Source organism: Sorangium sp. So ce327 (assembly GCF_051530205.1).
Classification (GTDB): Bacteria; Myxococcota_A; Polyangia; order Polyangiales; family Polyangiaceae; genus Sorangium; species Sorangium cellulosum_B.
In genome coordinates this window covers 12694526-12709715 of record NZ_CP150330.1, presented here as the reverse complement: position 1 = coordinate 12709715, position 15190 = coordinate 12694526, and the positions used below count along the sequence as shown (strand labels likewise).

Below are 15190 nucleotides of genomic sequence, written 5' to 3'. Positions count from 1 at the left end.
CTCCGGTCGGCGCTGCGGGGGCGCGAGGTCTGCGAGGAACATGACGCCACCGACGTCCGCGCAGCGGGTGCCGCGACGCCTACGTGCCTGCACGGAAGCGCGAGCTTCCCGTGTCGACCCGCCGGAGTGAAGGCACCGTACCGGGCTGCCATCGCGCTTCGGCGTACTCCATCCGCGTCGCGAGGCGTACGAGATCGGCGATCTCGGGGACCGCCGCGCAGGCCGCGGCGAGCCCTTCGGGGTCGGAGAGCGGGACCGCCAGCTCCAGGCCGCGCTCCTTGAGGGTCGCGCGCACGGCCGTGGCGACGTTGCCCGCGGCGAAGAGGCCAGCGCGGCGCATCGCGGTGCGGGTCGTCTTGACGGCCCCCTCGTAGGTGATCTTGTCGGCGCTGTCGCAGATCTCGCGGAGGCGACGCTCTGCGCGCGGGGGGATGAGCTGCCAGAGGTTCTGCTCGAGCCGCACCACGGCCGGGTTGCCGCGGGCGCTGTGCGCGGTGGCCTCCAGGGGCCCGAACGCGGCGACGATGGCGGAGAGCAGCGTGCGGAGCTCGTCCTCCGAGCTGGTGTTCACCAGGACATGCTCGGGCATGGCGCCAGCGAGCTGAGCGCCGAGCAGGTAACGCAGCTCGGGGGTGTCCTCGCGGACCTCGCCCCGCAGCAGCACGGCCGGCGGGTTGACCCGGATGATCTGCCCCTCCGGCGGCGACGGAGCAGGCAAGGGCGCGCGCTGGTGGAAGAGCGCGGTGCGCAGGAGGCCGAGGTGAGCGGCCATGACGCCGTAGATCTCCCCGAGGAGGGTAGGCGATGTCGGCTGGATCCGCTCGGAGGGGACGAGCCCGGACTGGCCTGCGTCGCGGCGGTAGAGGCCCGTCTCCCAGACGATCGCGAGCGCCTCGTTGACCGGCGACTCCAGATCGCGGAAGAGCAGCGCGCTCACGAGCTCCGGCGCGTCGCGCTGCGCGGCGAGGGGCGCCGGCGTGACGACGCCCTCGCCGGGCCGGTCGGACGGCTCGTCACCGTCGAAGGCGCGCAGCACGTGCTCGATGGCGCGGGCGTAGGTCATGTTCTTGTCGGCGATCGCGGCCGCCTGGAGGCGCTCCAGGGTGCCCCGATCGCCGAGGCGCAGGTGGGCCTGCATCCGCCGGACCGCCAGCGCCTCCCGGGAGCGATCGTCGCGCGGAGCGAAGCTCTTGATGAGCCGCTCGCCAGCGTCGTACGAGCCCGCGGCGAGCTCGCGGAAGAGCGCTGCCTCCTCGAAGCTCTCGGCCGCGGACGGCGACCACGCGGCCACGAGCCGCGTCGCGGAGGAGGGCGGCTGGATCGACGCCGGGGCGGAGACCGGGGGCCCGGGCTGCGGCGCGCCGGCGCCGGAGCGGCTCGACGCGGCGCCGCCGCGCGCGGCGGTGCTCTCCGCGGCACCTGACACGGCGCTCGGTGACGGCGCCGGCGAGGCGGCGGTGCTCGCCGCCCCGTCGAGCAGATCGTCGTCCGACACCGCGGGAGAGGTGGATTGCGACGGGTCGTCGGTGATCAACCCCTCGTCGAGCGGGTCATTGAGCTCGACGAGATCGATGTGCGGGTTGCTCGAGGCCGGCGCGCCGCCGCTCGACGGCGCGCGGCTGCTCGCGGGCCCGACCCCGCTCGACGGCGTACGGCTGCTCGCGGGTCCGACCCCGCTCGACGGCGCGCGGCTGCTCGCGGGTCCGACCCCGCTCGACGGCGCGCGGCTGCTCGCGGGCCCGACCCCGCTCGACGGCGTACGGCTGCTCGCGGGTCCGACCCCGCTCGACGGCGCGCGGCTGCTCGCGGGTCCGGCGCCGCTCGCCGTCGACGCAGCGCTGGGCGGCGCCTCTGGCGCCGCCTGGACCGGCTCCGCCGCGGCCGCCCGGAGCGTCGCAGCCTGGGACACTTCCTCGGGAGGCAGGGTCGCCCGCTCGCTGGCCAGCTCGGCGTTCAGCTCGGCGATCTTCAGCCCCAGCGAGCGATCCGAGCCCGCGAGCGCCGTGGCCTGCGAGAGGATCTTCGTTGCGCGATCCGGGTCGCTCGACACGTGCAGGCGCGCGAGCTGCATCAGCGCGCGCGCGCGATCGATCCCCGAGCTCTGCGCGGCGAGCTCTTCGAGCGCCTTCCGGGCGGCCTCGGGCTCACCTCGCGCAGCCGTGAGCTCCAGCTGGCGGCGCAGCGCCAGCGTGCGCGTCTCCGGCTCCGCCGCGGCCTCCTCGAGCAGGCGCGCGGCCGCCTCGAGATCGCCGGCGTTCTGAGCGGTCTCGGCGGCGGCGAGCGCGACCCGACCGCGCGCGCGCATCCCCTGGAGATCGCCGCCGAGCGCGCGATCGAACAGCGGGAGGGCGGCGGAGAAGTTCCGCTTCAGGGCCAGGCGCTCCGCCATGCCGAGCGCGACCAGCGTGCTCGGGCCGACCTCGGCGTGGCGCCGGGTCAGCTCGCGCATGCCGGCGCCGTGGCCCTGGATGACGTCGAGCGTCTCGGCGAGCAGGAACGCGTGCAGATCGACGTGCGCCGGGCGCAGGCGCGGCGCGATGCGGCCGAGCTCCTCCACCGCGGCCTGCGCGTCGCGCGGCGTCCCGGTCCCGCGCAGGCGATACTCGATGCGGCGCGCCTCGAGGACGGCGTCGGGCGAGTCCGGCGCGAGCTTCACGGCGCGGCGAGCGCGCTCGAGCGCCGTCGCGTCGTCCCCCAGCATCGACGTGGCGCGCGCCGCCTCGACCAGCAGCTGCGCGCGCCGCTCGGGGGCGTCGCGCGACGCGCTGGCGAGCTGATCGAGCGCCGCGGCGAGCGCGTGGCCGTCCCCCTCCCGGCGGGCGATCTCGACGCGGAGCTCGATCACGGCCTCGCGCGGCGCGATGCGAGCGACGCTCTCCAGCGTGTCCTTCGCGGACTCGACGTCCCCGCCGCCGAGGTAGCTGCTGCACGCGCGGAGGCTGTACTCGGCCCGCTCGTCGGTGGTCGTCGCGAGATCGCCCAGCCTGCACCAGAGCGGGGCGGCGCGGAGCGGCGTCCCGAGCCGCTCGTGGATGTCCGCGAGGAACCTCAGCGCGCTCACGTCGTCCGGCGACGCCGCGAGAAGGGCCTCCAGCTCGGCGCACGCCTCGTCGAGGAGGCCGAGGCGCTGCTCGAGCAGGGCGGCGCGCCGGAGCCGCAGCGCGCGCCGCGTGTCCGGCAGCGGGGCCGCCTCGATGCGGCGCGCGAGGAGGGCGGCGACCGCGGCGTGATCGCCGCGGTCGCTCGCGTCCTGCTCGACGACCTCGACGGCGTGCATGTCGGTGAGATCCAGCCGGGCGATCGCCTCGTAGAGCGCCACCGCGGCGCCGCGATCGCCGAGCTCCTGGGCCAGCGGCGCGAGCTCGCGGAGCACGACCAGCCGCTCCTCGTCGCCGCTCAGGATGCCCTGGAGGCGCGTGAGCACGTCGAAGAGCCGCTGGCGATCGTCGGTGCTCCGCGCGAGCCGGATGAGCTCGTCGATGTGCGCCGTGTCGAACGGCGTCCTCTGGGCCGCCTCCAGGAGGAGCTCCACCGCGCCATGGAGATCGCCGCCGGCGGCGAGGATGCCGGCGTGCTCGCGCGTCAACGCGAGGCGGACGGCATCCGGCAGGTCGATGCGCGCGAGCTCGGACTGGACGAGCGTCTCGAGATCGGCGCTGCGACGCTCGGCCGCGTACAGCCGGCGCAGCCGGGTGACGACCTCGTTGCGCGTGTCGCCCACGAGCTGCCCGCCGGCGAGCGCCCGCTCCAGGGCGACGGTGGCCTCGGCGCGCTGGCCCTCGCGCTCGTGTTTGTCGGCGAGGTGCAGCAGCGCCTCGAGGCGCCGCGCGACCGGCAAGGCGTCGTCCAGCGAGCGCTTCAGCGCCTCGTCCCCGCTGACCTCGACGGCCCCCTCCGCCTCGTACGCGAGCGCGTCGTCCTCCGGCGCGCGCCGGGCGGCCTCCACGAGCAGCGCCGCGGCGACCGGCGGCACGTTCAGGGCGCCAGCGAGCTTGCTCGCCCACCTGAGCAGGCCGGGACCGACGCTCGAGTGCGGCCTCATCGCCGCGGCGTACACCGCCGCGACGAGGTGCGACGCCGGCTCGGTCTGCCGCGCGAGCTCGCCGACGATGTCGAGGAGCGTCTGGAACTCGTCGACGTCGCCGTCGGCGAGCATCGCGCGCTCGATCGCGGCGAGCGCGAGCGCGGGCGCGTCGAGGACGGCGACGGCGATGCGCGCCATCGCGAGCCCCGCGCGGGCCCCGTCGGGGCCGTCGAGCTTCGCGATGCTCGCCTTGACCGCGCGGTCGAAGCGGATGGCCTCGACCTCCGGCTGCCCCGTGCACGCGATGAGATCGCGGATGGCGGCGCCGACGTCCTCGACGAGCGCCGCGTCCGGGCGCACGACCATCGCGCGGAGCAGGATGTCGAGGCGCAGCCGGAGGCCCTCCTCCGTGCGGCCGGTGAGGGCCGCGGCGCGCTTCAACCACGCGTTGCGCGACGCCGGATCGGCCGTCGTCGCGACCCGCTCGAGCGCGCGCACGGCGTCCGACGGCTCGCCGACGTGCTCGGCGAGCCGAGCGAGCAGCACGTACGAGGTGCCCTCGGTCGGGACCGCCTCGAAGCTGGCCACGGCGTGCGCGAGCGCGAGCTCGAACGCGCCGCGCCGCTCCAGCTGCCGCGCCGCGCGGTAATGGGCGGCGCGGCGGCCGTAGCAGCCCAGGGCCGCGTCGGCGAGCAGCCGGTAGGTCTTGTCGAGGACGACGATGCCGCCATCGGCGTCCGCCGATTTCTCGACCAGCGCCACGGCGTCCGCGCGGAGGGGATCGAGCTCGATCGCGCTCGCCGCCGCGGAGAGCGCGCGCTCGGGCAGGCCGTGCTCGTGCGCCAGGTTGGCGGCCTCGATCAGCAGGGTGGCGCGCCTGCGCCGCTCGGGCCCGACGTCGCCCGACCACCTGTTCTCGTCCGCGGCGGGCTGCACCCCCGTCTCGCTCCGCGCCTCCGCGGCGCGCGCGACGATCGCCTCGATCGCCGCCTCGACGCCCGCGAACTCGCACATGTCCCGCGCGTAACGCTCGGTGCCGCCGCTCGGCGCGAGCTCGCTCGCGCGGAAGAACGCCTCCTCGGCGCCCCGGTGATCCTCCGCCAGATCCCAGCGCAGGCTGCCGAGCTCACGCCACGCGGCCGCGGCCTCCGCCGCCGCGCCGGCGCCCTGCGCGGTGAACGCCCGGGCCTTCGCCTCGGCCAGCGCGATGGCGCCGTCGGAGCTGAGCCCCTTCGCGTCGAGCAGCGACGACTCGAGGCGCTGGACCCGCGCGAGGATCTCGTGAGGATCGGCCTGCACCGCGGCAGCGCGCGCGAGCTCCTGCGCCGCCCCGTCCGGATCGCCGCCGTCGAGCCGGCAATCGGTGAGCATGAACATCAGCTCGGGGGCGTGCGCCGCCGTGATCTCGACGGCCAGCCACCGCTCGAGCACGGTCACCGCGAGGTGAGGGTCGCCCGCCCGGCGCGCGAGCTCCAGCAGCCGCTCGCGCAAGAGCGGGTTCTGCGGGCCGAAGACGTCGAGCGAGCGCCTCGCGAGCGCCGTGCCGCGCTCGGGATCGAGGTCGTAGAGGGCGTGCAGCGCGCTCGCCAGCGCCGCCGCCATCTCGCCGAGCGGCTTGGGCTGCGCCAGGATCCACGCGAGCGCGTCCGAGAGCCGGGCCGCGTCGCCGGCGGCCGCGGCGCGGCGGATGAGCTCCGCGGTCGCCTGGGGGCACCCTGGCCGCAGCGCGAGCCAGCGCTGGGTCCACGCGAGCGCGAGCGGCAGCTCACCCAGCGCCTCCAGCGCCCTCGCGAGGCCGTCGCAGAGCGCGCCGCGCGGGAACACCGTGGTGATGGAGCGCTCGATCGCGGCCGCCACAGCCCGGTCGACCTCGAACGGAGGCGCCTCGCCGGCCTCCGCGGCGGCGGCGAGATCTGCCGTGAGGATGGAGGCGAGCGTGGCCACGGCGCGCGCGGACGACGGATCGGCCTCGCAGGCGAGCAGCGCGACCTCGCGCGAGAGCGCCGCCTCGCGCGCCCGCTGCGTCCGGTGGTAGAGCGCCGCGGCGATCGAGAGCAGCACCGCGCGCAGCGCCGGCCAGACCGGCGCGGCGAGCTGCACGAGCGCGTCAGCGCGCTCCCGCAGGCGCCCGGTCCGCGTGGCCAGCACGAGCGCGGCGCTCGCCGCGCCGCGGTGCCCCGGGGCCTCGCCGAGCAGCGGCAACACCTCGTCGAGGGCGCGGGCGTCCTGGCCTTGCCGCCGGGCGATCGCCGACAGGAGGAGCCTTGCGCGCACCAGCTCGACCCGCGTCAGCGAGGCCGCGCGGATCGCCTCGGACCTCGCGGAGCGCGCGCCCTCGGCCTCCGAGGGCGCCCGCGTCGCCTCGGCCAGCCGCGCGCGGAGCAGGGCGTCGAGCGCGGCGCCTCCCCCGGTCCGCCGGCTCAGCCGATCGAGCGCCAGCAGGCAGCCGCGGTCGGCCGGCAGCGCCCGCGAGAGCCCCACGAGCGCCTCCTCGTAGGCCGCGCGCTCCTTCGGGCGGCCGCGGTAGATCACGACGAGCCGGCGGAGCGCGTCGATCCGCCCCTCGGCGGTGTCCGCGCCGCGGAGCGCGCGCTGCGCCGCGGCGAGCGCCTCGTCCTGCCCCTTGAGCCGATCGGCGATCCGCTGGAGCCCTGCCTCGGCGTGCGTCGGGTCGCCGCCGACGTCTCTCAGCGCCTCGAGCGCCCAGCGCGCGAGGCCGGGGTCGCCGATCTTCTCTTCCGCGAGGCGCGCGAGCTCCGAGAGCGCGTCGATCCGCCCCGCCGCGTCCTCCGTCGCCCTCGCGTCCGAGCCCTCGCCGATGCGGATGAGCGCCTCGACGAGGGGCGCCATGTCGTGCAGCGTGGCCGCGTGGTCGCGCAGCGCTGAGCGCGCGGCGGCGCTGCCGGAGTCGCTCGCCGCGGCCTCGATCCAGGCCTCCACGGCGCGGTCGGGGCTCGCGAGCGGGCCAGCGTGGAGCCGCGCGAGCGCCACGTACGCCTCCGCCCTCGGCGCCCCGACCCGCTGCTCCGCCCTGAGCTCGATCCGCGCGGCGACGAGCTCGTAGAGCCCCGCCTGCTCGAGCACCTCGTCGATCGCGCGGGCGGCGTCGCCGTCGATCGCCCCGTCGAGGCCCGCGTCGAGCACGCACCCGACGGCGCGCGCCCAGTCGCCCTCGTTCGTCGCGCCCTGGAGCCGGTGGCCGTGCACCTCCATCGCGCGCCGCAGGGCGGAGGGGCCAGGGGCCTCGCCCTCGCCGCGAGGCGCCCGCGCCGCGAGCGCGTCGGCGTGCGTCCGGAGCACCTCGTCGGCCGCGCCCTGCCGGCTGCGCAGGAACAGCGCGGCCGCCATGGCCTTGGCGGCCATGTCGTCGTGAGGCGCGATCTCGAAGGCGCGCAGGCGATCCTCGAACGCCGCCTCCCGCTCCCGCGCGGCTTCGCGCCGCTTGGCCGCCTCCAGGTATGCCTTCGCCGCGGCCGCGGGGAACACCTCGTCCGACGCCCAGGCCGCGATCGTGCCGAGCAGCTCGCTCGCCATCGCGTCGTCCGGGGCGAGCTCGCTCGCCTCTTCGAGCGCGTCGACCGCGCCCGCGACGTCGCTGGCGCGCGCGAGGAGCACGGCGATCTTCACCAGCATCCGCGCCGTCGCGCCGGGCGGCTGCGCGTCGTCGCGGAGGCCGCGCAGCGCCGCGGCGGCCAGGGCTGGCTCGCCCAGCCCGGCCAGCCAGCCGGCGAGCTCGCTCCTCATCGCCGGATCGTCGCCCAGCGAGAGCGCCCGGCGCGCCAACGTCGTCGCCTGGTCCAGCTCGACGCCGCGCGCGGCGAGGATCCTCGCGAGGGCGAGCGCCGCCTCGCGCTCCCCTTGCGCGTCGCCGGCGGCGCGGCGCTCGTCCACCCGCGCGCGCCAGTAGGCCTCTTCAGCCCGCGGGCCGCGGTGGCGCGACACCGGCGCGATCGCCCGGGCCCCTGCGAGGACCAGCTGCCCCGCAGAGGCGGGCCCTGCAGGATCCATCAGCTCCGGCGAATGCAGCGACCTCCTCGCGCCCGACGCTGATGCTGCCCGATCCGGAGGTGAAGAGCTCATTTCGGCGACCCGCTTCGGGTATGCTGAACCCGCTCAGCCTACCAGAACGACCGAGGTACAAGGCCAATCTTCCGGTGCAATCTCGCGCTTTACCGGAGCGTCACCGCGAACGGTAACACCGTGAGCGCCCTCTCTCCGGCCAGGAGAGGCGCCATGGAGGCGGCGAAGGTCCCGACCTCCGGCGCGACGCCGAGCCACTCCGGCAGGAGGACGGAAGCCATCGCCTCCCGCGCGCGCTCCTTGAGCGCTGCGCGGTCGGGAGCCCGAGCGCTGCCCTCGTTGGCTTCGTCGCCGGTCGCCAGGAGCTCCAGCAGCCCGCCGTCGTCCTGCTCGATCTCGACCGGCGCGTCCGCCGGCAGCTCCGCCAGCTCGCGCGCGATCGCGATCGCCCGCTCCAGGCCGCCGAGCTCATCGACGAGCGAGCGCCCTGCGGCCTCGACCCCGCCGAAGATCCGTCCCTCCGCCGACGGCGCGATCGTCTCCAACGGGAGGTTCCGTCCCGCCGTGATGCGCTTCAGGAACAGATCGTAAACCGCCTCCATGGAGGCGAGCACACGGGCGCGTGTGGGGTCGTCCCAGGGTGTGAGCGCCGACATGTACGCGGCGCGCGCTGCCCGCTGAGGATCCGGGTTGGCCGCGACCGTCTCCGCGTTGATCCCGACGTCTGCAAGCGCCTTCCCGACGGCGAACTTGCCGCCCACGACGCCGATCGAGCCGATGATGCTCGTCCGCTCGGCGACGATCTTGGTGCCAGCGCAGGCGAGGTAGTAGCCGCCGCTCGCGGCCATCCCGCCGATCGAGACGACCAGCGGCTTCTGCTGCCGCAGCCGCATCAGCTTCTGCCAGAGCAGATCCGAGGCCAGCGCCGAGCCGCCGGGCGAGTCGATCCGGAGCACGACCGCCTTCGCGCTCTTGTCCTCGATGAGGCGGGTGATCGTTTGCCCGAGCTCGCGCTCGCCGATCCCGTCCGACGAGCCGATGGGCATCCCCTTGGCGCTCATGGTGATGCCGCCGATCGCCGGGACGACCGCCACGTGCGGCGTCCCCAGCGAGCTCGCCCCGGAGACCGAGCGGAACACGTCCACGAGGCTCCGCGAGAAGCTCGCATCGCGCGGAGCGCCGCCGAACCGCGGCACGGAGCGCTCGGTGCCAGCGAGCTTCTTCGCGTCCTCGGTCGCGGACTCGACATCGCCGATCTCGTCCACGAGCGCCCTCGCCTTCGCCTCCTCAGGGGCGAACGGGCCGTCCTCGAGGGCCTCCCGGAGCTCCTCCTTGCCGCGCCCGTCCACGATGGCCGACAGCCACGCCTCGCGGACCCCGCCGAGCGCGGACTCGAGCGATCGACGCGCCTCGGGGCTCGCCCCTTCCCGCGTGAACGGCTCGCTCGCGCCCTTGAACTTCCCCACCTGGAGGAAGTCGACGTCCACGTTGAGCTTGTCGAGGAGCCCCTTCGCGAACACGAGCTGCGCCGCGATCCCCACCGTATCGACCTGCCCGGCAGGGCTGAGCCAGAGCTTGCTGCAGGCGATGGACGCCAGCAGCATGGTCGCGTTGTTGTACTCGTCCGCGTGACACACGACCGGTCGCCCCGCCGCGCGGACATCGCCGAGGATCCGGCCGATCTCGTGGGCCCGCGCGAACGCGAGGCGCGCGCTCCCGAGCCGCACGAGGAACCCCTTCGCGCTCGCGGACTCGGACAGCGCTCGCAGCGACTGCACGAGCTGCGCGTGAGTCCTGCCGCTCGGCGGGCCGAAGAGCGACGCGGACGCGCTCTCGGGGAGCCCGCGCGAGAGATCGATCTCGACGACCGCCGGCTCGTCGAGGCCCGCCGCGGCGGGCGCCGGCAGCGCCGCCGCCCGCTCTCTCCCGGTGCAGCCAGCCATCGATGCCGCCACGGCGAGGGCGCCGACGCCCGTCCACCGCGCCCCGCGAGCTCGGCGCTTACTCATGCTTCATTCCAGGCAGATCCGAGGTGTCGATCGGCGGCGCCGTCGCCCCAGGCGCGGCGGTCGGCGGCGGATGGACGCCGGGCAGATCGCTCGTATCGATGGTGCCGCCCGGGGCGACGTAGTCGTCGGGCACGCGGCCGTCGTCCGGCTCCGACTCCGGCGCGCGGCGAACGCGCCCCGGCGCGGCCGACGGGCTCGCGGGAGGAGCGCTCGCCGAGGTCGACGGGCTCGGCGGAGGAGCGCCCGCCTGCGGGCTCCCCGCGCGCGCGCTCGACGCCGGCTCGGCGACGCTTCCTGGCTCGCCCTGCGCCTTCTCGAGCCGGTCGATGAAGGCCCGGAGCGGGCGCGCGAGCGGGTGCGGCCGGCTCGTCGCCAGCAGGCGCTCGTTCTCGGCGCGCGCGGCCGCGAGATCGCCGGACCTCGCGAGCGCATAGACGAGGAGCGCCCGCGCTCGCCCGGGGCTCTGCTCGATGCTCGCCGCCGTCCGGAGCCGCTCGACGACGGCGGCCCAGCTCGGATGAGCCTCCGCGAGATCGAGCGCGGCCAGCGTCAGCGCGCTCTCCGGCTGCGCGCTCTCGGCCGAGATCGCGCCGACGAGCTTCCGCGCGGAGGCGAGGTCGCCCTGCATGCGGAGCAGATCGATCGCCGCGCGGGTCACCTCGGCGTTCGCCGGCGCGACGCGCCGCGCGTGCTCGACCGCCTTGCGGGCGCGCTCGATCGCGATGTCGAGCTCGTGCCGCGCCGTGTCCAGATCCGCGTCCCCTGCGGCGAGCAGCTGCAGCCGCAGCCACCGCACGTCCGCGTTCACCGTCTCGACCCGGGCCAGCGCCGCCGTGACGCGCGGGTCGTCCTCGGCGAGCGCGCTCGCCTTGACGAGCTTGTCCCTCGCCGTCTCCGGATCCCCTTCGGCCAGGCTCTTCTCGCCCTCGGCGAGCAGCGCCGAGACGCGATCGTCGCTCACCGCAGGCCGGGCCTGTACGGCCGGCTTGAGGTACTTCGGCCCGAGGGTCGCCGCGCTCACCACCATGAGGCCGACGACGATGAGGCCGACGACCCACCGCGCGATCCCCGTCCTCCTCGAGGGCAGCGACGTGATCCCCGCGTCGCCGTCCCCCTCGTCGACATAGGAGGGACGCCCCTCGGGCTCCGCGGGTGCGGTCGGCGACCCCGACGTCGCTGCCCGCCGCGACGCGTGGTCCTCGCTCGCCGCGCGCGGCGCCCCGCGCCTCGCCACGGGGGCGTCTTCTCCTCCCGGGCTGTCGGCGCGCTCGATGCGCGGCGGTGGGACGCTGTTCGGCATCCGCAGCGGAACGACGCCTGCGGCGCGCCCCTGCCCCTCGCCCCCGGCGTCCGCGGGCCTGGCGCTGCCCTGGCGCGCCTCGGCGACCCCCGCGCCGCGGAGGGTCCGCGGCTCCTGCCGGCGCGCGGGGTGCCCGTCCGGCAGCGGCGGCGCCTCTTCCGGCGGCACCACGACCCCGGGCAGCGCGCCCGGCTTCGTCATCGCCCGCGCGGGGGCGCTGGCCTCGGAATCGTAGGTCGCGGTCTGCGCCCCGCGGCGCGGCGACGGGCGCTCCCTGCCCGACTGGACCTCCCGCACGTCCCGAACGATCGTCTCTGCGTCGTGGATGGACTCGGGGGCGACGTCCGCGTCGCTCTCCGCCCGCGGGAGCGGGATCGCGACCGAGTGCTCGGTCTGCGCCGGCGCCGGGCCGCCGAGCCCTGGAGGCGTCAGCGACCTCGAGCGGCCAGGGAACGGCGAGGGCCCGCCGATGCCCAACGCGGTCCCGGCCATCACGATGCTGCCCGGCCCCTTGAAAAACGGCTCCAGCTCCGCGATCGACCCGAGCCGCCGCGGCCTCGCGTTGCCGCGCGAGATCACGTCGTCGCGGGTGATCTGGCCCTGGGTGATCGCCGCCTGGAGCTCCCGGAGCATCTTGAACTCGAGCTCCCGGCCGCCGAGCGTGCGCACCACCCACTTCTCGGGGAGCGCGCCGTCGGTGCGGCGGACCTTGAACTGGAAGCCGCAGTTCGTGCACTTGACCGTCGTGCCGCGCTCCGACACGAGCGCGTCGTCGAACTCGTACTCGGTGCTGCAACGCTCGCAGGTGACATCCATCTGCTCGACCGGTCCCCGTGTCCTCGCGAACGGCTGGCCCCCCAGGCGCGAGCCTGCCGGGGTTCCTCGTTCGGAGGCAGCCGCCCGGAACTCGGCGGAACGGTAGCACGGGTTCCCCTGCGCGCCCCAAAGCGTCGCGCCGCACCGCGCCGTCCTCCGCTTTCCTCCGCGGTTCAGGGTTCACGGTCCCCTGCGGTCCCCCCTTCCCTGCGGTCCCCCCTCCCCTGCGGTCCCCCCTCCCCTGCGGTCCCCCCTCCCCTGCGGTCCCCCTCCCCTGCGGTCCCCCCTGCCCCCCGATGTCGCGTCCGCCGCCGCGTGACCTGCGCGAGGCACGGCACATCGGGGCGGCGCCTCGCCACGCGCGCGCCACATGCCGACGTGAACGCGGCTTCACGGCGAGCGCGCGATCGGCCGAAATACGCCGCGACTTGCCGGGCTTGTGTGGGGCATGTCGCTTGCTACGCTCGTCCGGTCGCGACCGTCACGCGCGAGGGCGCGGCTCCTCGACGCCGGGCGGCCGAATGCTTTCGGGAGACGGTGAATGAAGCGACTTACTCTGCTGGGTCTCGCGAGCGTGCTGGCGCCCCTCCTCGCGGGTTGCCCCATCTACGACGACGACGCCGACAGCCCCTTCTGTGATGCAGTCGTCGAGGACTGCACGCCCGGCATCCCGAGCGGCTGTGGCGGGCCAGCCGACTGCTGGATCAACGAGACCTGTGGCGAGGACAACCGATGCCACATCGGCGACTGCACGACCTGGGGGTGTAGCCGGGGCTTCGAGTGCGTCATCGCCGACGACCACACCGCCGCCTGCGTCCCAAGCGGCTCCTCCGGGGAAGGGGGCAGCGGCGGGGCCCCCGGCGACGTCGTGTACTGCGGCAACCCGGACGACTGCGCCGATGGCGAGACCTGCGCGCCGGATGGCACGTGTCAGCCCGGCAGCTGCGATCAGGTCCTCCCGAGCGGCGAGCCGCTCGGGTGCGTCCACGGCTACGTCTGCGAGGGCGACGAGGCCGACGCGACCTGCGTGCCGGCGACCCCGGCCGCGTGCGGCGCCGACGCCGACTGCGCCCGCCTCGGCGCGGACTACCTCTGCGTCAGCGGCATCTGCACCGCGCCTCAGGACCAGTGCTTCGATCAGACGCAGTGTCCGGTCAACGACAAGTGCGTCGAGGGCAAATGCACGCCCGCCTGCGGCGAGGACGCGGACTGCCCCAGCAGCTACCGTTGCGACGCGACCCTCGGTATCTGCTCCCGCCCTGCGCAGCCCTGCGTCATCACCGACGACTGCGGCGGCCCCTCCGCCGTCTGCGTCGACGGCGCCTGTGTTCCGAGGAGCGACGGCGCCGCCTGCCCCGAGGGCGACGTCTGGGTCGAGAACGGCTGCATCCCGAATCAGTCGAGCAACTTCGTGTGCGGCGAGGATGGAGCGCAGGACGTCTGCGCGCCGGGGTCGATCTGTCTGCACCACAGCTGCTACATCTCGTGCGACCAGCCGAACCCGAACGCCTGCGACAACCAGTCGCCCTCGCTGAGCGAGTGCAGGACCGTGGCGACGTTCTCCGGCGAGCACCAGGTCTGCGGGTCGAGCGACAACCTCGGCGGTGACTGCGATCCCGAGACGCCCTGCAGCGAAGGCAAGATCTGCATCGACGGCTTCTGCCGGTAACGCCGCGGCGCTCCTCCACCGCGATCGCCCGCGATCGCTCCTCGGGGCAGGGCAGCCCCCTGCCCTGCCCCCTCCGTGCGCAATATGCCCTTGGCATGCGCGCTGCCTCACGTCCCGCCGGTCACTGTTCCATCCACGTGAATCCACGCTGAGGGATACGCGCTACGCGCCCCCACGCGATACGAACCGACGGAGCCACAATGAAGGCAGACGATCTCGTCAGTTACATGGCCGACATGTTCCCCTACAAGAGAAGGAGCTCACTCGATTGGATCGTTCCCTTGTCGGTCGGGCTCGGCCTCGGCGTCGCCATGGGCGTCGGGGTTGGCGTCCTGGTCGCGCCGACGTCAGGTGACGAGGCTCGCCGCCGGCTGCGCGACAGCACGAGCCGGCTGCGCGAGCGCGCGGAGAGGGCCAAGGAGCGCGCCCTGGGCGCTGCGCAGCGGACCCAGGACCAGATCCAGGAGAAGCTCCAGGAGAGCACCGGCTCGTACTCCAACGAGCTCGGCGCCCGCTGAGCGAGCTCCAGGGGGGGCGCGAAGGCGCCGCACCGCCCACGCGCGGAGCGGCGCCTTCCATCATTTCCCGGGATGTGCTCCAGCAGCCGAGCGACATCTGCGCAGCCGGAGCGGCACAAGCGATGCTTTTCCGAGAGCAGATGGATTGAACGAGACACCTCGCGAACCGCGGCACAGGGGCACTCGTCGAATGATGTATTACCGGACGCTCACTGCATTCTTCCCAGGTCGCACGGAAGCCGCGGGCGCACTTGGCCGCCTCCTCGCCCTGGGCGTCGCGGCCGAGGACATCAGCATGGTGCCCAGGCAGCACTCCCGTCTGGACGAGATCGAGCTCACGATCCACAGCAAGGCGTCCGAAGGGGCCGCCCTGGGCGCTGTGATCGGAGGGCTCGTCGGGGGTACGCTCGCGGCGATCACGGCAGGAGGCGCGCTGATCATTCCGCGGCTCGACGCGTTCCTGGCGGGGCCCATCGTCGCGTGCCTCGCGGGAGCGGGCGCCGCTGGCGCGGCCGGCACCCTGCTCGGCGCCGTCCTCGGCGCGCGCCTGCCCGAGTACGAGGCGCGCCGGCTCGACGACGGCAGCGCCGGCGGCGGCGCGTTGCTCTCCGTGCGGTGCTTGCCCGACGTTTCCCACAGCGTTGAAGAGGTGCTGAGCGAGAGCGGCGGTCGCCGCATCCGCAAGACCTGCAGCCGCAGGGCCTGAAGGACGGCCTGCGCCCGGCGTGGCCCAGCGATCTTGCGAACGAGCGACGGCGAGCCGCGATCCACGTGTGGACCCGCCCGTGATGAAGCCTCCAATCCGCCAAGGGCGCGGAGAAAACCTCAAAGAGA

6 protein-coding genes are annotated in these 15190 nt (G+C 75.0%); 3 read left to right on the top strand and 3 right to left on the bottom strand.

The window, feature by feature from the left end:
• Positions 1-79: 79 nt before the first annotated feature.
• From WME95_RS47595 to WME95_RS47585, 3 genes are all read right to left on the bottom strand, one after another.
• Positions 80-8032: a hypothetical protein gene (locus WME95_RS47595; RefSeq protein WP_437905795.1), complete on the bottom strand. Its 7953-nt coding sequence runs from the start codon at positions 8030-8032 to the stop codon at positions 80-82.
• Positions 8033-8193: 161 nt separating this feature from the next.
• A complete protein-coding gene (locus WME95_RS47590; RefSeq protein WP_437905794.1) occupies positions 8194-10053 on the bottom strand; it encodes a S49 family peptidase in 1860 nt (619 codons plus the stop codon).
• Complete coding sequence (locus tag WME95_RS47585) at positions 10046-12169, bottom strand: zinc-ribbon domain-containing protein (protein ID WP_437905793.1); 2124 nt, start codon at positions 12167-12169, stop codon at positions 10046-10048. The genes WME95_RS47590 and WME95_RS47585 overlap by 8 nt, the downstream gene beginning before the upstream one ends.
• Positions 12170-12710: 541 nt before the next feature.
• On the opposite strand from WME95_RS47585, the gene WME95_RS47580 reads away from it, so the two are divergent.
• The 3 genes from WME95_RS47580 to WME95_RS47570 all read left to right on the top strand — a co-directional run bounded on the left by WME95_RS47580 (position 12711) and on the right by WME95_RS47570 (position 15062).
• A complete protein-coding gene (locus tag WME95_RS47580; protein WP_437905792.1) occupies positions 12711-13838 on the top strand; it encodes a hypothetical protein in 1128 nt (375 codons plus the stop codon).
• A 200-nt stretch (positions 13839-14038) separates the two neighbouring features.
• Positions 14039-14356 carry a YtxH domain-containing protein gene (locus WME95_RS47575; RefSeq protein ID WP_437547567.1) on the top strand — a complete coding sequence of 106 codons (318 nt, stop codon included), beginning with the start codon at positions 14039-14041 and terminating at the stop codon, positions 14354-14356.
• 190 nt (positions 14357-14546) lie between these two features.
• Entirely contained in the window at positions 14547-15062 is a 516-nt protein-coding gene (locus WME95_RS47570; RefSeq protein WP_437547566.1) for a hypothetical protein, read from the top strand.
• Positions 15063-15190: the final 128 nt, after the last annotated feature.

Excerpts from the sequence above, each read along its gene's own strand:
- WME95_RS47580 (WP_437905792.1), top strand. The coding sequence starts at position 12,711 with ATGAAGCGACTTACTCTGCTGGGTCTCGCGAGCGTGCTGGCGCCCCTC.
- WME95_RS47570 (WP_437547566.1), top strand. The coding sequence starts at position 14,547 with ATGATGTATTACCGGACGCTCACTGCATTCTTCCCAGGTCGCACGGAA.
- WME95_RS47595 (WP_437905795.1), bottom strand. The coding sequence starts at position 8,032 with ATGGATCCTGCAGGGCCCGCCTCTGCGGGGCAGCTGGTCCTCGCAGGG.
- WME95_RS47585 (WP_437905793.1), bottom strand. The coding sequence starts at position 12,169 with ATGGATGTCACCTGCGAGCGTTGCAGCACCGAGTACGAGTTCGACGAC.
- WME95_RS47575 (WP_437547567.1), top strand. The coding sequence starts at position 14,039 with ATGAAGGCAGACGATCTCGTCAGTTACATGGCCGACATGTTCCCCTAC.
- WME95_RS47590 (WP_437905794.1), bottom strand. The coding sequence starts at position 10,053 with ATGAGTAAGCGCCGAGCTCGCGGGGCGCGGTGGACGGGCGTCGGCGCC.